The organism is Ensifer sp. LBL, from assembly GCF_050435225.1.
Taxonomy (GTDB): domain Bacteria; phylum Pseudomonadota; class Alphaproteobacteria; order Rhizobiales; family Rhizobiaceae; genus Ensifer.
Genome location: NZ_JBNDJY010000008.1, coordinates 24,626 through 46,708, shown reverse-complemented (window position 1 = coordinate 46,708; position 22,083 = coordinate 24,626). Strand labels below are relative to the sequence as shown.

Genomic DNA, 22,083 nt, shown 5'->3' with positions numbered 1-22,083 from the left:
GAATTTGGAGAGTGAATGCATGGCCGTCCGGCATCTGACGTTCGCCGTCGGCGATATTCACGGCTGCCTTGACCAGCTGCGCGCGCTGCTGGATGAAATCGAAGACTATGCGCCGACGGGCCGGGTGATCTTTCTCGGCGACCTCATCGACCGGGGGCCGGACAGCCGCGCTGTCATCGAGTTGATCATGGCCGGCCCGACCAAGCCCGGCTGGACCTGGCAGACCCTCAAGGGCAATCACGAGGAAATGCTCTGGGGCGCAAGCAGCGGCGAAAGCGACGTCGACTGGTGGCTGGTCAACGGCGGCCGCGAGACGCTGATCTCCTACGACGGCACGGTTCCCGGGCGGCACCTGAAATGGATCAAGGAACTGCCCACGATCCTGGTCGAGCGCTTTCGCATCTTCGTGCATGCCGGCGTCGACGACACGCGGCCGCTGGAACAGCAGGACGACGGGGTCTTTCTCTGGATCCGGCCGCCCGAAGACTATTCCGGCGAATACTGGGGCCGGCATCTTTGTCATGGCCACACGCCGAGTACGGCCAATCCGCGCACGGTCGGAAACCGCACGAATGTCGATTCCGGCGCGGTGTTCAGCGGTATCCTCTCCTGCGCCATCTTCGACGACGATCAGCCGGGCGGACCGATCGATTTCCTGACGGCGAGCAATGCCGCCTGGCGCGTCGAGTGAGCGGTAGCATCGGTGGTGTAAATGGCATTGTGCGGGCGGCTCTGCGGTAGTAGGTGTGGCTTCTCCGCTGGGCGAAGCCTTTGCCGCCCGTCTCATCATCTCAGGGGATTGCCTTGGACGCCGCGCCTTCATCCGTTTTCACGAAGAATTTTGCTGCCCTCCTGTTCGATATGGATGGCACGTTGCTGAACTCCATGGCCGTGGTCGAGCGTGTCTGGGGCGCCTGGGCGGAGCGCAATGGTCTCGACCCGGTCGAGTTTACGAAAACCGTGCATGGCGTGCGCGCCGTCGACACGATCCGCAATCTCGAGCTGCCGAACATCGACCCGGAGAAGGAAGCCTATGACCTGGCTCTGGCCGAGATTGCCGACGTGGAAGGTATCGTCGAGATTCCCGGTGCGGTCGACTTCCTGAATTCGCTGCCGCCGGAAAGGTGGGCGATCGTGACGTCCGCGCCGCTCGATCTCGCCGTGCGCCGTCTCGCTGCTGCCGGCATTCCGACGCCGCGGCTGATGATCACCGGCGAGGATGTTTCCGTCGGCAAGCCCGATCCGCAGGGCTACCGGATGGCGGCTGAGCGGTTGGGCGTGCGTGCGGAAGACTGCCTGGTGTTTGAAGACGCGCCGGCCGGAATTCTGGCCGGGCTCGCAGCCGGTGCCGATGTCGTCGTCGTCACCGGTGCGCATGCGGCCGCCGAAGGTACGCCGCACATGACGCTTGCCCGCTACCACGACATCGCGGTGGAGCGCGCAACTGACGGCACGGTATCGTTGCGCCCGACCGCTTGAAATACCGTCGTTGAGGCCGGGAGGCCGCTTGCCGACCTCCCGTCATTTACGTCGCTGGCCTTAAGCGTTGAGCCAGCATTTCGTCAGTGCGTGCCCGCCCATCAGTTCGCCGTTCGGATCGTCGATCCAGCCGCCGACCTTGTCGTTGGTCGCGTCGATGTAGTTGTTGAACATCGGCACGATGACGCCGCCTTCGTCGCGCAGCATCATCGCCGCCTGGCGATAGAGCGCCTTGCGTTTGCCGTTGTCGAGTTCGCCACGCGCCGCAAAGATCAGCTTGTCGAAGTCTTCCCGGAGGAAGCGGGTGTCGTTCCACTCGGCCTTGGAGAGGTAGGCGATCGAATAGACCTGGTCCTGCGTCGGCCGCCCTGTCCAATAGGACATGCTGAAGGGCTGCTTGTTCCAGACGTCCGACCAGTAGCCGTCGCCCGGTTCGCGCTTCAGGTCGATGGTGATCCCGCACTTGGCGGCGCTCATCTGGAACAACTGCGCCGCATCGACGGCGCCGGGGAAGGCGACATCGGAGGTGCGAAGCAGCACCGAGCCGCTGTGGCCGGATTTCTTGTAGTGGAATTTTGCCTTCTCCGGATCAAAGACGCGCTGCTCGATGTCGTTGTCGAACAGCGGATAGCCCTTGATCATCGGCGTGTCGTTGCCGACCGTGCCGTAGCCGGCAAGCACCTTTGCCACCATCTCCTCGCGGTCGACGGCATATTTCAGTGCCAGGCGCAGGTCGTTGTTGTCGAAGGGCGCCGTGTTGCAATGGGCGATGAAGACATAGTGGCCCTTGCCGGGAACGTTGCGGATGACGACGCCCGGAAGGCGGCTGATCAGGGCGACGATCTTGGGCTCGATGCGGTTGATCATGTGGATCTGGCCGCTCTGGAGAGCCGCGGTGCGCGCGGTCGAATCGTTGATGACAGCGATTTCGATCTGATCGGCATGGCCGCGCTCGGCCGAGCCCCAATAGCCTTCGTGCCGCTCGGCGATGTGTTTGACGCCGGGCTCGTTGGAGACGACCTTGTAGGGGCCGGTGCCGATGCCCGCCGTCGGGTCGTCCTTGCCGCCGTTCGGCTGGATCATCAGGTGGTAATCGCTGACGATGTAGGGAAGGTCGGCATTCGGCGCGCGCAACGTGATGACGACGCTGTCGCCATCGACCTTGATCGTCTCGAAGTCCTGAACGAAGGGCAGGGCCGCAGACTTGGAGTCCGCGTCGCCATGACGCTCGAACGTCGCCACCACGTCGGCCGGGGTCAGTTCCTTGCCGTTGTGGAAGGTCACGTCCTTGCGGATCTTGAAGCGCCAGGTCTTGGCGTCCGGGGTCGCCTCGTAGGCTTCGGCAAGCCGGTACTCGATCTCGCCCGTCGGCGACACTTCGACGAGCTGTTCGCCCCAGCAGCGCCCGAGCGTATAGGGGACCTGACTTGCCCAGGTTGCCGGGTCCAGGCTGTTCGTCGATTCCCCGCCGACGAGGCCCGCCTTGAGTGTTCCGCCCTTGACCGGCCCTGCGGCGCGGGCCGCCTGGCCGAGCAGCAGGTTCGCCGAGGCGGCGGTTATCCCCAGTGCCGCGGCGCGTCCGAGAAACTCCCGCCGCGACAGCCGGCCCGCGGCAACCTGCTTGCTCATGAATTCCAGTTCAATTGGCATGCCTTACTCCCTCCCTTGCAAGACCCACCCGGCGTAACCGGTAACGTTGCAGATATTGGAGGCAGATGCCGCGCCTGGTGTGTTGCCGCGCGACAGATGGTGCCGCAGATCGGCGAAAGAAAGTCGTATCCGCGACCGCTTGCGCCGGAAACGGTGGGTGCAGCGTCAGCCCTTGCGGGCGTAGCGCTGCAGGATCGCGGAGATGTCCGGCTCGGTCTTGTCGGTGTCGAGTTCGGCGCGAAGCTCGACCGCGTCGAGGTGTTCGAGCATGATCCGCTCCGCCGTGGCGGTGTCGCGCGATTGCAGGGCACGGATGATCTGGACATGCTCGTCGACGGCGCATTCCGGCGAATGCAGCCGCGCGAACCGGGCGAGGATCAGCGAGCAGCGCGAGACGATCTCGCGGACGAAACGCGTCAGCGCCTGGGAACCCGTGAGTTCGGCAAGCAGGATGTGGAATTCGCCGGCCAATCGGATCGAAAGCGGTCCATGGTCGGAAAGTGCAGTCTCCTCCTGCTTCACATGCTGCTGCAGCCGCTTGACGCCGGCAGCGTCGAGATCGGCGACGAGCCGCCGGATCACCTCGGCTTCGAGCATGCGCCTCAGCGCGAAGATGTCGCGGGCTTCCTCCAATGTCGGCTCGGCCACGCAGGCGCCCTTGTTGGCACGCAAATCGACGATGCCTTCCGCGTTGAGCCGGACCAGGGCCGCCCGGACGCTGGTGCGGCTGACCTTGAAATGGTCGGCGATCGTGTCTTCGGAAAGCTTCGTTCCGGGCCTCAGAGCCTGCTCCAGGATCGCCTGTCGCAAGAGCTTGTAGACCACTTCGCTGCGGCTAGATTTCTCAGACAAGGTTGCCTCCCTCAACGGGCCGATCGGAGACCGGCCGAACATGTCCCCTGTCTTCGATAACGTCCGCACAAATGGTCGTCAATATTGTATACAATAATGTTGATGTTTGTATTCTCTTGTCGTATGCAATTGCAGGCGCCGACAAACAACGCGGCGCCGGCCGGTTCGGGAGGAGGCGTGCGGAGAGGACCGTGCGACCTGAGAAGGCCTGAAAGGGAACAGCCAATGGGAGGGAATTCATGAACAGCAGGATTCTGCAGCTCTGTGCGACAGTTGCTGGCATCGCCGTCGGCCTGGTGGCCGCGACCACTGCCAACGCTGCGACGACGCTCGAAACCGTCAAGGCCCGCGGCAAGCTGATCTGCGGCGTCTCGATGAGCACGCCGGGCTTTGCGACGGCCGATGCCAAGGGGCACATGGAGGGCTTCGACGTCGACGTCTGCCGCGCCGTCGCGGCTGCCGTGTTCGGCGACCCGGAAAAGGTCGACTTCGTCCTCACCAACATCAATACGCGCTTCCAGGCGCTTCAGTCCGGCGAGATCGACATGCTGTCGCGCCAGACGACCATGACCTTCTCGCGCGAAACCTCGCTCGGGCTCGATTTCGGTCCGACCGTCTTCTACGACGGCCAGGGTCTGATGGTCCCGAAGTCGCTCGGCGTCAGCAGCGCCAAGGAATTGACCGACGCGGCAATCTGCACGCTGCCGGGCACCACCACCGCCCAGAACCTCAGCGACTTCTTCCGCTCGATCGGCGGCAAGTTCGAACTGGTCGTCTTCGAAAGCCCGGACGAAAACCGCAATGCCTTCTTCTCCGGCCGTTGCGAGGCGATCTCGTCCGACCGTTCGGACCTTGCCTCGATCCGCGCGGTTGCCAACAACCCGGATGATTACGTTGTCCTGCCGGAAACCATCTCCAAGGAACCGCTGGCGCCCGCCGTTCGCCAGAACGATTCCAACTGGCGTGACATCGTCTCCTGGTCTGCCTGGATGCTGATGGCAGCCGAAGAGCGTGGGATCACCCAAGCCAATGTCGACGAGATGACCAAGAGCGAGGATCCGGAGATCCAGCGCATGCTCGGCGTCAGCGAAGAACTCGGCAAGATGCTGAACCTCGACAACAAGTGGGGCTACAACATCATCAAGGGCGTCGGGAACTACGGCGAAGTGTTCGAGCGCAACCTCGGCACCAAGACCGCACTTGGCCTGACGCGTGGCCCGAACACGCGCTGGAGCGAAGGCGGACTGCTCTACGCACCGCCGTTCCGTTGAGAATTGACGGACCCGCGCGTTTCGCGCGGGTCCACGTCTCCACATGGTGCTCCCTAATCGGCCTGTGGAGAGTGCGCGTGGCATGCCGCCCGTACTATAAACGATGGAAATCGATCAGGTTCTGATCTTGGGTCGTGCCGGCCCGAGATCATTGTGCTCCAAGGGACGGGTGCCGATGCCCCTGTTTTATGATGCGCGCATTCGCGCCTATCTTTATCAAGTGATCGCCGTCGGCGTCGTGCTGCTCGTCGCCTGGGTGATGTTCAGCACCGCAAGCGCCAATCTTGCCAAGCAGGATATTGCGACCGGTTTCGGCTTCCTGGCCCGCCAGGCCGGATTTGTCATTACCGAATCCGCCATCACCTATGAGCCGACCGATACGATCGGTCGCGCGATCCTCGTCGGCATCGCCAACACCGTCAAGGTTTCGCTGCTCGCCGCCCTGTTCGGCACCGTTCTTGGGCTATTGGTCGGCATCGGGCGGCTGTCGCACAATCCGGTACTGTCGCGCCTGATGCTTGGCTATGTGGAAGCGCTGCGCAACGTACCGCTGCTGCTTTACCTGCTGCTCTGGTACTCGCTGATCATTTCCGTCTTTCCGCCGGTCAAGCAGGCGATAGAGATGCTGCCTGGCGTGTTTCTGTCGAACAGCGGTCTGGTCACGCCGGCGCTGCACTGGCAGAGCGGTTTCGCCGCGCTGGCCGCCGCCTTGGTCGTCGGCGTTGCCGCCGCCTTTGTCACCGCGCGCGTTCTCGGCCGCCGCCGCATCGTCACCGGCAAGGAGCGGCCGATTGCTCTGTTCGTAGCGATCGCGTTTCTGCTGCCGCTCGCCGCAACCCTACTCTTCGCAGACATCTCGGTCGCTTGGGACGTGCCGGAACTCGGCCGCTTCCGCCTGAGCGGCGGCTACCACCTGCGCCCCGAATTCGTGGCGCTTCTGCTCGGCCTGACGCTCAGCGTGTCGGCCAATGTCGCTGAAATCGTTCGCGCCGGCATCCAGGCGGTGAGCAAGGGGCAGTGGGAGGCGGCGACAGCGCTTGGCCTGTCGCGAGCCCGCACGCTGAAGCTCGTGATCCTGCCGCAGGCGCTGCGCATCATCATTCCGCCGCTCACCAACACCTATCTGACCGTGTTCAAGAACAGCTCGCTCGCGATCGCCATCGGTTATCCGGATCTGGTGATGGTCTCGAACACGATTATGAACCAGACGGGCCAGGCGATTGAAGCCATTGCCATTTTCATGGGCGTCTATCTCGGTCTGTCGATCCTGATCTCGCTGGTGATGAACTGGTACAATGCGCGGGTCGCGCTGAGGGAGCGCTGAGCCATGACACAGGTCGACACCCTCGTGAGCAGCGCGGCACTTGCGCCGAGCCGCGAAGCGCCGCCGGCGGCGCGCGGCCGCTGGTTCAGCGCGTATTTCGGCACGCCCGGCAATGCGCTGATCACCATCCTCTGCCTCGGCACGGTCTTTGCAGTCGCCAAGCTCGCGATCGGCTGGCTCTTCGTCGACGCCACCTTTGTCGGCACGCCGGCGGAGTGCAAGGCAACGAGCGGTGCCTGCTGGCCGTTCCTGTCGGCAAAGATGCGCTACATCTTCTTCGGCTTTTATCCGTTCGAAGAGCAATGGCGTCCGCTGACGGCCATGTTTCTGTTTCTCGGCGCCTGTCTCGTCTCGATGGTGCCGAAGGTCTGGGGGCGGGGACTGCTGATCACCTGGATCGCCGTCGTCCTGCCGGTGCTCTATGTGCTGATGGCGGGTGGCTATTTCGGCCTGACGGTCGTGCCCACGACGCAATGGGGCGGGCTGCCGCTTTCCTTCATGCTCTCCTTCATCGGGCTCGCCTGCGCGCTCCCGCTTGGCATTGCGCTGGCGCTCGCCCGTGCGTCGAACCTTCCGGCAATCCGCGTCCTCGGCGTCGGCTTCATCGAGATCGTCCGCGGGGTGCCGCTGATCAGCATCCTGTTCATGGCGACGGTCATGCTGCCCCTGTTCATGCCCAATGGCATCACCATCGATAAGCTCGTTCGGGCGCAGGTGGCGATCATCCTCTTTGCCGCCGCCTATATCGCCGAGATCGTGCGCGGCGGCCTGCAGGCGGTTCCCAAGGGGCAGGTCGAGGCCGGCCATTCGCTCGGCCTGCATTATTGGCAGATCATGCGCAAGATCGTGCTGCCGCAGGCGCTGAAGAAGGTCATACCGCCCTTGGTCAGCCTGTTCATCGGCTTCTTCCAGGATACGACGCTGGTGACGATCGTCGGCCTGCTCGATTTCCTCGATACCGTCCGCACCGCCATGCGCGACCCGCAATGGCAGGGTATCGCAGTGCTGGAGGGTTATGTCTTCGCCGCTGTCGTATACTTCGTTTTCAGCGCCCTCATGGGGGCTTACAGCCGTTTCCTCGAGCAATATTTCAGGACCACGCATGACTAAAGAGATCCACGTCATCCGCAAAGCGCATACGCTCGTCGCCTTCGACCGCGAGCTTAATGGCCATGTCTATCTCAACGACGCCGACGTCGCCTATGACGACGCGGGCTTCGTGCATGTCGGCGGCCATTATGACGGTCCCTATGCCAGCGAGAGTTCCGGCCGCGACCGGATGATCATGCCGGGCTTCGTCAACGTGCATTGCCATTCGGGCGAGGAGCCGATCTCCAAGGGCATATTCGAGGACATGGGGACGGCAGCGCTTTGGGGCAATGCGCTGTACGAATACTCCAACCTTCTGGAAATCGACGACGACGCGATCGAGGCGTCGCTGACGGTCATGGTCGGCGACCTGATGCGCAGTGGTGTGACTACGCTGCTCGATATTGCCGGCCCGCATGCGAGCTGGCTGCCGACGCTTGCCAAGAGCGGCGCACGCGCCTTTGTCGCGCCGGGTTTCCGCGAAGCGCAATGGCACGTGGAAGACAGCCATCGTCTCGACTTCCGCTGGGACAAGGCGCGGGGGCGCGAAGCCTTTGCGCGAGCGCTTGAGGTTGTCGATACGGCGAATGCACACCCCTCGGGCCGCCTTGGCGGCGTCGTCGCACCGTCGCAGATCGAAACCTGCTCGCCGGAACTGCTGCAGGATGCGCTGGCGGCGGCGCGTGAGCGCGGCATGCCGATCACCATCCACGCCGCCCAGACCATGACCGAGCACGAGGAACTCTTGCGCCGGCACGGGCTGACGGCCGTGCAGTATCTCGAGAAGCTGGGTCTGCTCGGCAAGGACCTGATCCTCGGCCATTGCATCTTCGTCGACAGCCATTCCTGGACGCGGCAGCGCACGGAGATCGATCTGCGCCTGCTCGCCGATCGACAGACGACGGTCGCCCATTGCCCGGTCACCTTTTCGCGCAGCGGCATGGCGCTGGAATCGGTCGGCCGCTATCGCCGCGCCGGCGTCAACGTCGCGCTCGGAACCGACAGCTACCCGTTCAACATGCTCGAAGAAATGCGCCAGGCGATGATCTGCGCGCGGCTCTCGGGCAAGTCCGTCTTCGACGTTTCGACTGGCGACATCCTCGAGGCGGCAACGACCGCCGGCGCCCGGGCGCTCGGCCGTGACGACATCGGCCGGATCGCCGTCGGCGCGAAGGCGGATTTCCTGGTGGTCGATCTCAGGCACCACGCCATGCAGCCGGTCTACGACCCCTTGCGTAATCTCCTGCATTGCGCCGCCGAGCGGGCGATCGAGCGTGTGCATGTGGATGGTGCTTGCGTCGTCAGTGACGGCCGCCCGACGTCGATCGACTATGACGGCGCTCTTGCAAAGCTACAGGAAGCGCAGGACTACGCTTGCCGCAAGGCGGCTGAGAACGACACGAAGGGTCGGGCGATCGGGACGCTTGCGCCCCTCTCGTTGCCGCGCAGGTAGTTCCAGGCGCGATCCGTCAGGACAGAAAGCGGTGTGCGGCGAAGAGGCAGATCAGGATTGTCGCCGCCGCACCCGCCAGCGCGCCAAGACGCCTTTCGAGGAAGTCCCGGATCTCTTCGCCGAAACGCCGCAGTAGCCAGGCGAGCAGGAAGAAGCGTGCGCCGCGGGCAATGATCGCCGAGACGATGAACAGGCCGAGATTGATGTTGGCGGCGCCCGAAAGGATGGTCACGACCTTGATCGGCGGCAGATGCGCCAGGCCCGAGGTGACAAGCAGCAACGCCAGCATCTCGCTGTCGACCGAGGCCTTCAGGTGCTCGAACGTGTCGAGCTTGCCGTAGAATTCGAGCAGCGGTCTGGCGAGCGTGTCGAAGGCGTAATGGCCGAGATACCAGCCGGCGATGCCGCCGAGAACCGAGCAGACAGTTGCCACGAGCGCATAACGCCAGGCCCGCTCCGGGCGCGCCAGCGCCATCGGGATCAGGAGAAGATCGGCCGGAACCGGGAAGATCGAGCTTTCGACGAAGGCAATGATGCCAAGCCAGACAATGGCGGTCTCCCGTGTCGCGAGCGACATTGTCCAATCGTACAGGCGTCGGAGCATGAGGTGCGGTTCTCTGTTGGCCCAGGGTCCGTTACGGGCCCCAAGGCTCGTCTATAGGCCCGAGAGCAGGGTGTAAATGTGGCTGGCTTCTGTATTTGAGATAATTCTCACGAAAAGCCGTGCCGGCGTTATTGGGCGGCCACGGCCAAGCGAGCGTAGCGCCCTGGCGGCTGCCCGACATGGCGGCTGAAAGCGGTGCTGAAGGTGCTTGCCGAGCTGTAGCCGACCCGTTCAGCGACAGCTGCAAGGTCCAGTTCGCGCCGCCGCAGCAGGTCCTTGGCGATCGCCATGCGCCAGACGAGCAGATATTCCATCGGTGGCAGCCCAACGGCGCGGGTGAAGCGCTCGAAGAAGACGGATCGGGACAGTGCGGCCTCGTGCGCCAGTTCCGCCACGGTCCAGTCACGGGCCGGATCAGCATGGAGCTGGCGAATGGCCGCCGCCAGCCGCGCATCTCCCAGCCCGCGCAAGAGGCCGGGTGCAGCGCTCTCCCCTTCGATGGATCGCAGCGCCTCGACCAGCATCACTTCCACAAGCCGCGCCAGAACCAGATCGCGGCCGGGACGTTCGTCGCGTGCTTCTTCGCCCACAAGGCGGACGAGCGTCGAAAGCCGGTCTATCCCTCGCAGGTGCATCAATGCCGGCAGCAGCGAAACCAGCAGTCCGGCGTCGGGCGAGTCGAGAACGAAATAGCCGCCGAGCAGGCGCACGTCCGGTTCGCCGTCCTGCCTGCCATGGCGAACTTCGCCGACCGGTGAAGGAACCGCCTTGGGATCGATGAAGGTCGGCTGCACCGGCTCAAAGCCCGACATGGTGAAGCCGGGCGTGCGCGGCAACAAAACGAAATCGCCTGCCTGCAGCGTTACCGGCGCCTCGCCGTCGACTGCCAGCCGGCACGATCCCTCGATGACGGTACAAAAACTCGGATGCCCGAATTCAGAGTAGCGAACCGCCCAGCGGCCGGCGCCGCTGATGCCCTTGGTGAACACGGTGCGTGGGTGGAGAAGCTGAATGAGTTGCGAGAGGGGATCTGTCATATCAGGACGATAGCAAACGTAATACGGACTTCAAGTCGTAGATCATCCGAAGTCGCCGCGGTATTCCGGTTCCATCGCAACCACGAAGGAAAACGTTATGAAGACCGTACTGATCACTGGCTGCTCTTCCGGCTACGGACTGGAGACTGCGCGCCGTTTCCATGCCGAAGGCTGGAACGTGATCGCGACGATGCGCTCGCCCCGACGCGACATCCTGCCACCCGCGCAGCGGCTCCGCCTGCTGGCACTCGATGTCACCGATCCCGACAGCATCTCAGCCGCCATTGCGGAAAGCGGCCCGATCGATGCACTTGTCAACAATGCCGGCGTCGGCGTGGTGGGTGCCTTCGAGGCGACGCCGATGCGTCATATCCGCAAGATCTTCGACACCAACACCTTCGGCACAATGGCGATGACCCAGGCCGTGATCCCGCAGTTCCGCGCCCGCCGGTCCGGCGTGATCGTCAACGTCACCTCGAGCGTAACGCTTGCTTCCATGCCGCTGGCCGCCGCCTATACCGCAAGCAAGACCGCGATCACCGGCTTTACCGGTTCGCTTGCCCATGAGCTTGCGGCCTTCGATATCCGCGTCAAGCTGGTCGAACCGGGTTATGCGCCGACCACGCGCTTCGCCCACAACACCGCGGTACGCGTCGAGGACCTGATCCCCGAGGCCTATGCCGATTTCGCAGCGCCAATCTTCGTCCAATTTGCAACACCGCCACTGGTGACGACCGAGGCCGACGTCGCGGAGGCTGTCTGGCAGGCGGCAAACGATGTGTCCGCCCAACTACATTTCCCGGCTGGCGCCGATGCGGTGGCGCTGGCACAGGCAAGCTGACGCGCCTGACCCCGGCAGCTTGCGCGTGTTCAGGCGATCGCGGGATAGCCGAGACGATGTGCGAACCGCGCGAGTTCCGCCACAGGCTCGTAATCCGCATCCGACAGGACCGCGAAGTCCCTTAGGGAGAGCACATCGCGGGCCTCAGCCAAGGTGGGCTCCGTGATTACGCGTCCGAGTGAACCGCGCAGCAACAAAAGCTCGTCGTCCGAGGCGTCGCCGCGGGTGATGAGCGGCAGGCCCGGCGTGCTCGCGGTGGTGGTCAAGACCCGCAGCCTGGACACCCGTCCCGGATCAAACCTTTGCGTGTTGCCAAAGGTCACGCAGTCGATCGCGGCCACGTCTGCAGTGCCTGTTGCAACCGCATCGATGCTTGCCAGATGGCTGCCGGTTTCAACAACAGATGAGAAGAACCGGCCATTTCGGCTGAGGGGGGCGATCGTCGCCCGCAACAGGTTTGCTCCGGAATTGCTGACGGGATCGTTGATGGCGGCCCGTGTCCCCCGGAGATCTTCGAGGGAACGGACCGGGCCGTCTGCTCGCACGATGATGAAGCTGCACATGTCGGCGCCGTCGCAGCCCGGATGCCCGTAGACCGGTGTGGCGACAAGGCGAACCTTTCCGCGCTGGTGCCGGACGTAGGGATAGCCGCAGGTCTGCGCGAGCAGCAGCGCCGGATGAAGCCAGGCGTCGGCATGATGGAGGGCAGCGTCCAAGCGGTCGGGCACATCCGTCAGGCCCTCGCGCCGCAGGTCGTCGCGCAGGAACGCCCAGAGCGTTGCTGTTGCTGCCGCGAGCGGCGGAGGGCTGACATACATCGCAAGACTGGCTATCCGCATGATTTCCCCACGCTCGATGAGCACTCTCGCCATGGCGTAAAATGTGCTCGGGGAAGCGTCAAGACCATGGCCGCCGCGCCAAAGCGGGTGGCATGTACGCATATGGATGGCTTCCGCCAGAGTGGCGGAGGTCAGGCCGTGCGGCGAAGGTGGACCGACTCCAGGGCGCGCGTCTCCGATCGACCTCCGTCGGATGCCGTACGGAAGCGCTCGACGAGATCGAACAGGCCCGACGCCTGGCTTGAAAGCCTGTGGGTCATGGCCGTGCTGTCCTCGACCATCGCATTGTTCTTTTGGGTCACAGAGTCCAGCGACAGCATGGTCTGGTTGATGTGCTGCAGGTCGGTCGCCTGGTCGCGCGCGTCGCCGGCGATCTGCAGCGTCTGCTCGTTGATCGCGTGGATCTGGCCGGAGATCTCGTCGAGCGCGTCGCCGGCTGCCCGAACCAGAGAAACGCCCTTTCCCACTTCCTCGGCCGACGTCGTGATGATCGCCTTTATCTCTCGGGCGGCCTGCGCCGATTTCTGCGCCAGTTCGCGAACTTCATGGGCAACGACCGCAAATCCCTTGCCCGCTTCGCCGGCGCGAGCCGCCTCGACCCCCGCGTTCAGCGCCAGGAGGTTGGTCTGGAAGGCGATGTCGTTGATCGTACCGATGATCTGCGAAATGGCGACGGATCCCTTTTCGATCTGGGCCATGGCGCCGACGGCATTCATCACCACCTGACCAGAACGGTCGGAACTCGCCTTGGCGGCGGCCGCGATCGCGGTTGCCGATGTGGCGTGCTCGGCGGTGCGGCCGATGGTGGCGGTGATTGCGCCGAGCGCTGCGGTTGCCTCTTCCAGCGTCGCCGCCTGATGTTCGGTGCGCTTGGCGAGCTGGCCGATGGCGTCGCGCATCTCGCCGGTTTCGCCGTCGATCTCGGCGCTTCTCGCCTTCACGTCGCCAAGCGTGATCGCGAGGCTCTCCAGCGACAGGTTGAAGTCCGAGCGCAGGCGATCGAAACCGGCGCTGAAGGGGCGGTCGATGCGGGCTGTCAGATCGCCATGGGACAAGCGTTCGAGCCCCGAAGCCAGCATTTCGACGGCATCGTTGATCTGGCGGGACACCTCCGCCTGCGCCGTCTCGCGGCCGTGCCGTTCCGCTTCGATCATGGTTCGCGTTTCCGCTGCCTCGGTTTCGAGGCGGGCGCGGTCGCGAAGGGCGTCGCGAAAAACGAGGACGGAACGGGCCATGTCGCCGATCTCGTCCCTGCGGGTGACCCCGACACCATCGATCGTCGTGTCGCCATCGGCGAGCCGGCTCATGTCGTGGACGAGACCGGTGATCGGGCGCGTCAGTCGGCGCGAATACCAGACCGAGATCGCCAGCGCGGCCGCAAGGACGGCGAGTGCCGTTGCAAGCGTCCAGTTGCGCAAGGCGGTAACCGCGGCAAAAGCCTCTCGCGAGGTCATGACCGCGGCCATGGTCCAGCGCGTGCCGAATGCATCAAGGCTGGTTGCCGCCATCTGGGCTTCCTCGCCACGGAAATCCGTAAGCCTGCTGCTGATGATGCCGTCTTCCGCTGGCTGGTCGGTCGCGATCCGGGCCTCCAGCATATCGTTGTCGGGCGTGGCGGCGCTGTCGGCGAGGAAAAACCCGCTGGTGTCGAGCAGGATCGTCTCGCCGGTTTCGCCAAGGCCGGTGCGGTTGCCGACGATTTCGCTAATGCGCCCGTCCGGCATTTCAAGGATCAGCGTGCCGATCTTGCCGTCGATCGATTCCAGGGGGATGGCGATGAACGCCGCGGCGCTGCCGCCAAGCGGCGCATAGGCCTCGTAGGATGCAAAGGCGAGCTTGCTCTTGTCCGTTCCCTCGGCCGTCTCCCGGAATACGCGGCCAAGGCCGGTATCCTTCCAGTCAGCGTTCTTGAGGTTGACGCCAAAATCGCCCTTCTTGTTGAGGGCGTAGACGACGTCACCGCTGAGGTTGGCGAGCAGCACGTCGCGATAGCCGTGGGCTTCCGCAAAGCGCCGGAAGAACGGGTGATAGCGCGCATGCAGCGTATCGTAGTCGTCGATCCCTGCGGAACCGTAGAGCGCGCGCTTGTCTTCGGCGTTGGGGTTTTCCGCCAGATACCGGCGCTGCAGTTCGTTTTCGGTCTTGTCGCCGAACTTGGCAGCCGCACCATTCAGATCGCTGAGCGCCTTGGCGACGGATTTCTGCGCCTGCAGATTGCGCAGGTCATTTTCCACGGTGGTAAGGTAATGGCGAAGCTCGTTGCGGCGGGCATCGGCAAGCGCCTCCAGCTTCTCGATCGCCGCGCGTGATGAGAGATTGCCGCTGACCGTGAGGCTGGCAAGGCTGGTGGCGGCAATGGAAAAGGCGGCCAGAGCCGCCGCAGCGAGAGGAAGCTTCGCGGACAAACGCATAACAATCACCGGACGTGCAAGGGGGAGCAGGCCATGCCGAAGGCTGGTCGCGACGCCTCATGCGTCCGGCGGAAGGGCTTCCGCGCGGAGAGTTATACGGCCTCACGTTACAGCTTGATGACAGCTGGATGACATCGCCAAAGTTTGCCGTGGAGCGCAGGGCTTATCTCGGCAAGGCGCCCGTCAGGAAGATGTCGGCGCAGCTTTCGGCCCGTGCCGTGATCGCCGCCTCGTCGATCGTGCCAAGGCACCCCATCATGACGGCGCGCTGCGGCTCCATCGCCATCATGCCGCGCAGCATGCCCGCGGCCAGACGCGGGTCTGCGACCGCGAGCCGGCCCTCGGCCACCTGTGTCGTCAGCCATCGCTCCAAGGTGGCACTCGTTCGCTGGATCGCCTGTTCCCAGAAGGTGGCGGCAACTTCCGGAAAGCGTTCTGCCTCGGCGAGCACCAGGCGGATGATCGCGATCGTGTCGCGCGAGAGCACGAGATGTCCGTAGGCGGCAAGCAGGTGCACCAGGCCACCCCTTACGCCCAGATCTTCGAGGTTCTCTTCATCTGCTTCCAGCACAAACTCCGCGATCCGGAGGGAGATGACGCGCTCGAACAGATCGGCCTTGGTCGGAAACAGCCGATAGAGCGTCTTGGTGGAAACGCCGGCGTTCTGGGCGATGATATTGATGTTCGCCGTCTCGTAGCCGAAGTCGCAGAACTGCCGTTCGGCAGACAGGACGATCACCTGGCGCGTCTCGTCGTCCGGCCGGACCTGGGGACGGCCGCGCGAGCGTGGCGTCTTTTGCTTTTCGATCATGGCAGCTTTCCAAATTCATCAAATTTCTAGGCTGGCCGAGTTGCGAAAGCAATTGTTTTCCGAAATTTCTGGGCTGCGCGTCCTTGCCGTGACGGATATTGCGACCTTTGCGAACACGTTCTAGCTTTGCCGCATGGCGACGTCGAAACTCACGACCTATCGTGCGAAGCGGGACTTTTCCCGGACGCCGGAGCCTGCCGGAAAAACCGGCGGGCAGGGCAATCGTTTCGTCGTGCACAAGCACCACGCCACTGCCGATCACTATGATCTGAGATTGCAGGTGGGCGACGTGCTCAAAAGCTGGGCGGTCCCCAGGGGGCCCTCGCTCAACCCCGCCGACAAGCGGCTGGCCGTCGAGACCGAAGATCATCCGCTCGACTACATCGACTTCGAGGGCGTCATTCCCGAGGGTGAGTATGGTGGCGGGCCGATGATCGTTTGGGACACCGGCGTCTGGGCGCCGATGGACGATATCGAGAAAAGCCTGAGAACGGGCGCGTTCAAGTTTCGTCTCGCCGGCGAGAAGCTCAATGGCGGCTGGATGCTGACGCGGCTGAAGCCGAAAACGGACGACGACGACAAGCGCAACTGGCTGCTGTTCAAGGAGCATGATCCCGCCGCCGATCCCGATGTCGACATTCTGACGGCGCGTCCGGAGAGCGTGAAAAGCGGGCGGCGGATCGAAGAGTTGGTCGAGCCGCCGAATAAACCGACGAAAGTGGCAAAGCCGGCCGTCCTCAAGCCCGGTTCGCTGACGGGCGCCGTGAAAGGTCCGAAGCCGCAGCGGATCGAGCCGCAACTGGCCAGCCCGACCCCGAAGCCACCCGGAGGACCATCGGAAAAACAAGCCTGGTTGCACGAGATCAAGTTCGACGGTTATCGCACGATGGCGGATATCTCGGATGGCTCAGTGCGGCTGATCACACGCAGCGGGCTCGACTGGACGAAGCGCTACGGCGATCTGCCAGACGCATTCGGCAAGTTGCCCTGTCGGGAGGCGATGATCGATGGCGAGATCGTCGCTCTCGACGACAAGGGCATCAGCCGCTTCTCGCTGTTGCAGGAGGCTCTATCGTCCGGGACGGATGGCAAGCTCGTCTTCTATGCCTTCGACATCGTCCATCTCGACGGCTGGAACCTTGCCGAAGCTCCGCTGGAAAAGCGCAAAGCGCTGCTGGCGCAACTGCTTCAAGGGCAGATATCGAGCCGTTCAGCCATTCAGTTCAGCGACCATGTGAAGGGCGACGGCTGCGGGCTCTACGATCAGGCGTCCGAGCTGGGGCTGGAAGGGATCGTCTCAAAGCGCGCTTCCTCGTCCTATCGTAGCGGACGCACTCATACCTGGACCAAGACGAAAGCGCTCCAAAGCGAGGACTTCGTGATTGCGGGTTACACCGTCTCGGAGGCGGCCGAAGGCCTTGCGGCACTGGCGCTTGGGGAATGGGTGGACGGAGAGCTGCACTACCGCGGCAAGGTCGGGACCGGCTTCGATGCGGCGACAGCCAAGCAATTACTCGCGCGGCTGGAAGCCCTGAGCGGTGGCGAAACGGCGCTCGATGGCGCGCCCAAAGAAATTCTCTGGGTGCGGCCGGTGCTATCGGCCCGCATCCACTACTCCAACCGCACGACCGACAATGTGCTGCGCCACGCGGTGTTCAAGGGGCTTCGCGACGTCGAGCTTTCGGCCCCGGCGACGGCGCCGCGCAAGCGGCTGATCACCGACGCCGACCTGGCGACGATCCAGGTGACCAATGCCGACCGCCGGGTGTTCGGAAGATCCGGACCGACCAAACTCGACATTGCCGTCTACTATGCGCTGGTCGGAGATTTCATGCTGCCGCATATCCTCGGCCGCCCGGTGTCGCTTTTCCGCTGCCCGACGGGAAAGCAGGCCGATTGCTTCTTCCAGCGCCATCCCTTCACCGGCATGCCACCTTCGATCGTCAGCTTCAACGCGACCAATTCCGAGGGCGAGAGCAAGTCTTTCCTCTCGATCGAGGGCACGAAGGGCTATCTGGCGCTCGCCCAGTTCGGCGTGATCGAGCTTCATAGCTGGGGTTCGCGGCGCGCGCGGCTGGAAAAGCCCGACCGCGTCGTCTTCGATCTCGATCCGGGCGAGGGGATCTCGTGGCGCGACGTGGTCGAGGCGGCCGTCCACATACGCGGCGAGCTCGAAGCGCTCGGCCTCGTTCCTTTCGTCAAGACGTCAGGCGGCAGCGGTATCCACGTCGTGGTGCCGGTCAAACCGAAGCTGGACTGGAAGAATACACACCAGGCGACGAGCGCGATTGCCACCCGGTTGGCGGCAACTGCACCCCAGACTTTCACCACGACCATGGGCAAGGAAAACCGCGTCAAGCGGATCTTCATTGACTTCCATCGCAATGCCCGCAGCCACACGGCGGCCGCTCCCTATTCGCTGCGCGCACGCACCAATCTGCCGGCTTCGGCTCCGCTTCAGTGGGCGGATCTGGAGACTATCGACGCTCCGGAGGATTTGAACTATTCTTCGCTGCCTGGACTTCTGGATACTTTCGGCGATCCCTGGGCGGATATCGACGACTTTGCCAAGGAACTGCCGCTTCTGTCCGAAACGAGGACGTAATGCGTTTGGCCGCGTAGGAGACATCAATGGCGCCCAGGGCAAGTTGGAAAGGTTACCTCAAACTCAGTCTCGTCAGTTGCCCCGTCAGGCTCTATCCGGCGACCAGTTCGAGCGAGCGCATCAGCTTCAATCAACTTCACAAGGACACCCATAACCGGATCAACATGAAGCCGGTCGATCCCGAACTCGGGCTCGTCGAGCGCTCGGATCTGGTCAAGGGCTACGAATACGAAGACAAGAAGTACATCATCATCGAGGACAGCGATCTCGACAGCGTCAGGATCGAATCCAACCACACGATGAACATCGAGGCCTTCGTCGACGAAGGCTCCGTCGACGTGATCTACCAGGATGCGCCCTATTATCTCGCCCCAGACGGCGCGATGGCTGAGGAAACCTTCGTCGTGCTGCGCGAAGCGTTGAAAAAGAGCGGCAAGGTGGCGATCGCGCGGCTCGTGCTTTCGAGCCGCGAACGGGTGGTGACAATCGGTGCGCGCGAAACCGGGATGTTCGTGTGTACATTGAGAAACCCGAGCGAAGTGCGCGGAACGGCTGAATATTTTGGCAATGTACCCGTTGGTCACCCGGACCCGGAAATGCTGCAACTCGCCGAAGCTTTGATCCAGCAGAAGATGACGGTCTTCGATCCGAAGAACTATGAGGACCGCTACGAGATCGCGCTGATGAAGATGATCCGCGAGAAGCTCAAAGGTCACAAGCCGATCATTGCGGCAGCCCCTGAGCGTGGCAACGTCATCAACCTCATGGATGCGCTGAAGGCGAGCCTGTCGCAGTCGAAGCCGCCTGCAAAGAGCAAGCCCAAGGCCGAGCCGGCGGCCAAGCAAACCTCCAAGGCGGCGGCGCCGGCCAAGCGCACGGCGGCAAAACCGGCCGCGAAGAAGAAAGCCTGATGGCTGTAGCAGGCCAGACATTCGGTATCGTCGGGGCGCTCTCGGCCTTCCCGCGCCGGCTGCTGGCGCGCGAGGTCGAGCGCCAGCACGGCCACCTGCGTCGCGGCCTCACGCGCCAGACGACCTATCTGGTGTTCGGCCGCAGCCTGCTTGCCAAATCGAGCGAGGCGCAGATCGAAGCCCGCTTCGATGGCGAACAAACGTCTGGGCGGTGGCTTGTCAGTGAGAACGGTTTTCTTCGCCTTCTGGGGTTGATGTCGGTGCCGGTTGCGTCTGCGCTCAGTCGCCAGTCGCTGATCGATCAGGCGAGGCTCTCGCCGCGCGTCTTCGACCTGCTCTCCCTGTTCGACGCGTTCGAGCATGACAGCGAGCCTTATTCGTTCCGCGACCTCATCCTCGCCCGAAAATATGCCGAGCTGATTGCCAGCGGGGCGAGTTGGAGCGCGATCGCACGGTCCGTTCATCGCTCCGGACCGGTTGCCTCGCTGACGGCGCTTTCGCTACACCATGGCGGCACCGATGCGATCTACGCCCGCAGCGCCGAGGGCCTGAGCGAGCTGAATGGGCAATTGCTCTTCGATCTCGATACACCGGACGATGGCGCCCTCGAAGACCTCTTCGATCTGGCCGAGGAGGCGGAAGCCAATGGCGACTACCTGGAGGCTGCGGCCTTCTATCAGCGCTATCTTGCCATGGACCGGACGGATTCGGTCGCGGCCTTCAACCGCGCCAATTGCCTGAAGGCGGCGGGGCGCGAGCTTGAGGCCGCCCATGATTACGCCCGTGCCATCAAGCTCGATCCATCCTTCGTCGAGGCCTGGTTCAACCTCGCAGGGCTGATGAACGAACGGGGGCGGATCGACGCAGCACGCCGGCATCTCAGGAAGGCGATCGATATCGACGGCGACTATGCCGACGCCGTCTTCAATCTGGCGAAACTCGAATTCGATGCCGGCGATCTCGCGGAGGCGAGGCGCTGGTGGAGCCGCTATCTGGAACTCGATAGCGATAGCGAATGGGCGCGAACGGCGGCGCGCGGCGTGCAATATGTCGACCTGCAGGACCGCCCGAGAACAGCAGGCTGATATGGGTGGCAAATTTCTCTTCGACGGACCCGACGATGCCGCGGTCACCATCCTCCTTGCCCATGGCGCCGGCGCGCCGATGGATTCGGCGTCGATGACCGCGACCGCAGGGGCGCTTGCGACGGCAGGCTTTCGTGTCGCGCGCTTCGAGTTCGGCTACATGGCGGCAAGGCGCACGGTGGAGGGGCGCAAACCGCCGCCCCGCGCCGACACGCTTAATCCCGAATACCTCGCCGCCATCGACGATCTGGACGTCAAAGGCCCACTTATCATCGGCGGCAAGTCGATGGGGGGACGCGTCGCGAGTATGGTCGCCGATCCGTTGCATGCGGCCGGCAGGATCACCGGGCTGCTCTGCCTCGGCTATCCCTTTCATCCGCCGGCCAAGCCCGAGCAGCTGCGCACCAAGCACCTGGCCGACCTCAAGACGCCGACGCTGATCTGCCAGGGAACGCGCGACGAATTCGGCACGCGCGAGGAAGTGCAGAACTACGTGCTTTCCGATGCGATCGAAGTCCTGTGGCTCGAGGACGGAGACCATGACCTCAAACCGCGCAAGAGCATTTCCGGCTTTTCGACCGCCGATCATTTGAGGACCTTGGCCGATGCGGTGGCAGCCTGGGCTGCCCGGCTGACACGCTGATCCGATCGCCGGGATGAAGATCGCCACCTTCAACATCAACGGCATCAACAGGCGGCTCGACAACCTGATCGCCTGGCTGGGCGAGGCGGAGCCGGACATCGTTTGCCTGCAGGAGTTGAAGGCGACCGATCGGCAGTTCCCGCGCTCGGCGATCGAGGCGGCCGGTTATGGCGCGGTCTGGCAGGGACAATCCGCATGGAACGGTGTGGCGATCCTCGCCCGCGGCAGCGAGCCGGTGCTGACCCGTGTCGGGCTCGACCATGACCCGTCGGATGCCGAGGCTCGTTATATCGAGGCTGCCGTCAGCGGCCTCCTGGTCGCCTGCCTCTACGCGCCCAACGGCAACCCGCAGCCGGGCCCCAAGTTCGTCTACAAGCTTGGCTGGCACGAGCGTCTGGCCAAGCATGCGGCCGAGCTCTACGCGCTCGACCTGCCTGTCGTGCTTGCCGGCGACTACAACATCGTGCCGGAGCCGCGCGACATCTACCCGACGACCTCCTATGACGACAATGCGCTGGTCCAGCCGGAAAGCCGCGCCGCATTCCGCGACCTTCTCGATCAGGGCTGGCTCGACGCTTTGCGCAAAAAACACCCGAAAGAACAGCTTTTCACCTTCTGGGACTATCGCCGGAATCGTTGGCAGCGCGATGCGGGGCTTCGGCTCGATCATATGCTCCTCAGCCGAAAGCTTTCCCGCAAGCTGACCGATGCCGGCATCGACCGTGAAGTTCGTGGCATGGAGGGCGCGAGCGATCATGCGCCGGTGTGGATCACGCTCCGCGATTGACATGACAATGCAGCGGGGAGACTGCACGTGCCTGCGCGACGATGATACTGTTTCGCCTTGCAGGCTGCTATTCGCAGCGCCGATCCGGGATAAACCCCGTCCGGCCTAGCGGATGAATGCGGCCACCGCGACATTCAGACTAGCCAACACGAAGGAGAACCGCATGAAAATCAGCGCACGCAACCGCCTCAAGGGCAAAATCGTCGAAGTCGTCAAGGGCGCGACCACCGCCCATGTCCGGATCGACGTCGGCGGCTCGATCGTGACGGCTGCTATCACCAACGAGTCGGTCGACGAACTCGGCCTGAAGGTTGGCGGCGAAGCCTACGCGGTCATCAAGGCCTCGGACGTCATGGTCGGCATCGACTGATAGGCTTGCGGCAAGGGCGCG

20 protein-coding genes are annotated in these 22,083 nt (G+C 63.6%); 13 read left to right on the top strand and 7 right to left on the bottom strand.

Annotated elements, in window-relative coordinates; translation table 11 throughout:
* Positions 1-19 precede the first annotated feature (19 nt).
* Complete coding sequence (locus tag OKW20_RS27365) at positions 20-691, top strand: metallophosphoesterase family protein (RefSeq protein WP_429177272.1); 672 nt, start codon at positions 20-22, stop codon at positions 689-691.
* A 113-nt stretch (positions 692-804) separates the two neighbouring features.
* Complete coding sequence (locus tag OKW20_RS27360; protein WP_429116754.1) at positions 805-1,479, top strand: HAD family hydrolase; 675 nt, start codon at positions 805-807, stop codon at positions 1,477-1,479.
* 60 nt (positions 1,480-1,539) lie between these two features.
* Here OKW20_RS27360 and OKW20_RS27355 read toward each other — a convergent pair whose 3' ends face one another.
* Both OKW20_RS27355 and OKW20_RS27350 read right to left on the bottom strand, forming a co-directional pair.
* Positions 1,540-3,129 (bottom strand): ABC transporter substrate-binding protein, encoded by a 1,590-nt coding sequence (locus tag OKW20_RS27355; RefSeq protein WP_429177269.1) that lies wholly within the window; start codon positions 3,127-3,129, stop codon positions 1,540-1,542.
* 165 nt (positions 3,130-3,294) lie between these two features.
* The gene (locus tag OKW20_RS27350) at positions 3,295-3,981 is read right to left on the bottom strand and encodes a GntR family transcriptional regulator (RefSeq protein ID WP_043613592.1); all 687 of its coding nucleotides are present in this window, start codon (positions 3,979-3,981) and stop codon (positions 3,295-3,297) included.
* 239 nt (positions 3,982-4,220) lie between these two features.
* On the opposite strand from OKW20_RS27350, the gene OKW20_RS27345 reads away from it, so the two are divergent.
* The 4 genes from OKW20_RS27345 (at position 4,221) to OKW20_RS27330 (ending at position 9,118) form a co-directional block, all read left to right on the top strand.
* On the top strand, positions 4,221-5,252 hold the full coding sequence (locus OKW20_RS27345; protein ID WP_192449757.1) for an amino acid ABC transporter substrate-binding protein: 1,032 nt from the start codon (positions 4,221-4,223) through the stop codon (positions 5,250-5,252).
* A 175-nt stretch (positions 5,253-5,427) separates the two neighbouring features.
* Positions 5,428-6,576 carry an amino acid ABC transporter permease gene (locus tag OKW20_RS27340; RefSeq protein ID WP_429177264.1) on the top strand — a complete coding sequence of 383 codons (1,149 nt, stop codon included), beginning with the start codon at positions 5,428-5,430 and terminating at the stop codon, positions 6,574-6,576.
* Between the two features lie 3 nt (positions 6,577-6,579).
* Complete coding sequence (locus tag OKW20_RS27335; protein ID WP_429177261.1) at positions 6,580-7,686, top strand: amino acid ABC transporter permease; 1,107 nt, start codon at positions 6,580-6,582, stop codon at positions 7,684-7,686.
* Positions 7,679-9,118, top strand: coding sequence for an amidohydrolase family protein (locus OKW20_RS27330; RefSeq protein ID WP_429177258.1), 1,440 nt, complete (start codon positions 7,679-7,681; stop codon positions 9,116-9,118). Before OKW20_RS27335 ends, OKW20_RS27330 begins: the two co-directional genes overlap by 8 nt.
* 16 nt (positions 9,119-9,134) lie before the next feature.
* Here the strand turns inward: OKW20_RS27330 and OKW20_RS27325 are convergent, their stop codons facing one another.
* Both OKW20_RS27325 and OKW20_RS27320 read right to left on the bottom strand, forming a co-directional pair.
* On the bottom strand, positions 9,135-9,722 hold the full coding sequence (locus OKW20_RS27325; RefSeq protein ID WP_043613341.1) for a YqaA family protein: 588 nt from the start codon (positions 9,720-9,722) through the stop codon (positions 9,135-9,137).
* A gap of 128 nt (positions 9,723-9,850) precedes the next feature.
* On the bottom strand, positions 9,851-10,759 hold the full coding sequence (locus tag OKW20_RS27320; RefSeq protein WP_429177253.1) for an AraC family transcriptional regulator: 909 nt from the start codon (positions 10,757-10,759) through the stop codon (positions 9,851-9,853).
* Between the two features lie 97 nt (positions 10,760-10,856).
* Between OKW20_RS27320 and OKW20_RS27315 the strand changes: the two genes are divergently transcribed.
* Positions 10,857-11,600, top strand: a complete 744-nt coding sequence (locus tag OKW20_RS27315) for an SDR family oxidoreductase (protein ID WP_429177249.1) — start codon at positions 10,857-10,859, stop codon at positions 11,598-11,600.
* A 29-nt stretch (positions 11,601-11,629) separates the two neighbouring features.
* On the opposite strand, the gene OKW20_RS27310 is transcribed toward OKW20_RS27315, so the two are convergent.
* The 3 genes from OKW20_RS27310 to OKW20_RS27300 form a co-directional block, all read right to left on the bottom strand.
* A complete protein-coding gene (locus tag OKW20_RS27310) occupies positions 11,630-12,439 on the bottom strand; it encodes a phosphate/phosphite/phosphonate ABC transporter substrate-binding protein (RefSeq protein WP_429177621.1) in 810 nt (269 codons plus the stop codon).
* Positions 12,440-12,570: 131 nt separating this feature from the next.
* A complete protein-coding gene (locus OKW20_RS27305; protein ID WP_429177246.1) occupies positions 12,571-14,850 on the bottom strand; it encodes a methyl-accepting chemotaxis protein in 2,280 nt (759 codons plus the stop codon).
* 163 nt (positions 14,851-15,013) lie between these two features.
* Positions 15,014-15,661: a TetR/AcrR family transcriptional regulator gene (locus tag OKW20_RS27300; protein WP_429177243.1), complete on the bottom strand. Its 648-nt coding sequence runs from the start codon at positions 15,659-15,661 to the stop codon at positions 15,014-15,016.
* Between the two features lie 133 nt (positions 15,662-15,794).
* Between OKW20_RS27300 and ligD the strand changes: the two genes are divergently transcribed.
* The 6 genes from ligD (at position 15,795) to OKW20_RS27270 (ending at position 22,062) form a co-directional block, all read left to right on the top strand.
* Positions 15,795-18,266: a DNA ligase D gene (gene ligD, locus OKW20_RS27295; protein WP_429177240.1), complete on the top strand. Its 2,472-nt coding sequence runs from the start codon at positions 15,795-15,797 to the stop codon at positions 18,264-18,266.
* 26 nt (positions 18,267-18,292) lie between these two features.
* The gene (locus tag OKW20_RS27290; RefSeq protein ID WP_043613327.1) at positions 18,293-19,177 is read left to right on the top strand and encodes a Ku protein; all 885 of its coding nucleotides are present in this window, start codon (positions 18,293-18,295) and stop codon (positions 19,175-19,177) included.
* Positions 19,177-20,262, top strand: a complete 1,086-nt coding sequence (locus OKW20_RS27285) for a tetratricopeptide repeat protein (RefSeq protein WP_429177237.1) — start codon at positions 19,177-19,179, stop codon at positions 20,260-20,262. Before OKW20_RS27290 ends, OKW20_RS27285 begins: the two co-directional genes overlap by 1 nt.
* 1 nt (position 20,263) lies before the next feature.
* Positions 20,264-20,905, top strand: coding sequence for an alpha/beta hydrolase family protein (locus OKW20_RS27280; RefSeq protein ID WP_429177235.1), 642 nt, complete (start codon positions 20,264-20,266; stop codon positions 20,903-20,905).
* A gap of 13 nt (positions 20,906-20,918) precedes the next feature.
* Positions 20,919-21,692, top strand: coding sequence for an exodeoxyribonuclease III (xth, locus tag OKW20_RS27275; RefSeq protein ID WP_429177232.1), 774 nt, complete (start codon positions 20,919-20,921; stop codon positions 21,690-21,692).
* 163 nt (positions 21,693-21,855) lie between these two features.
* The gene (locus OKW20_RS27270) at positions 21,856-22,062 is read left to right on the top strand and encodes a TOBE domain-containing protein (RefSeq protein ID WP_043613318.1); all 207 of its coding nucleotides are present in this window, start codon (positions 21,856-21,858) and stop codon (positions 22,060-22,062) included.
* Positions 22,063-22,083 lie beyond the last annotated feature (21 nt).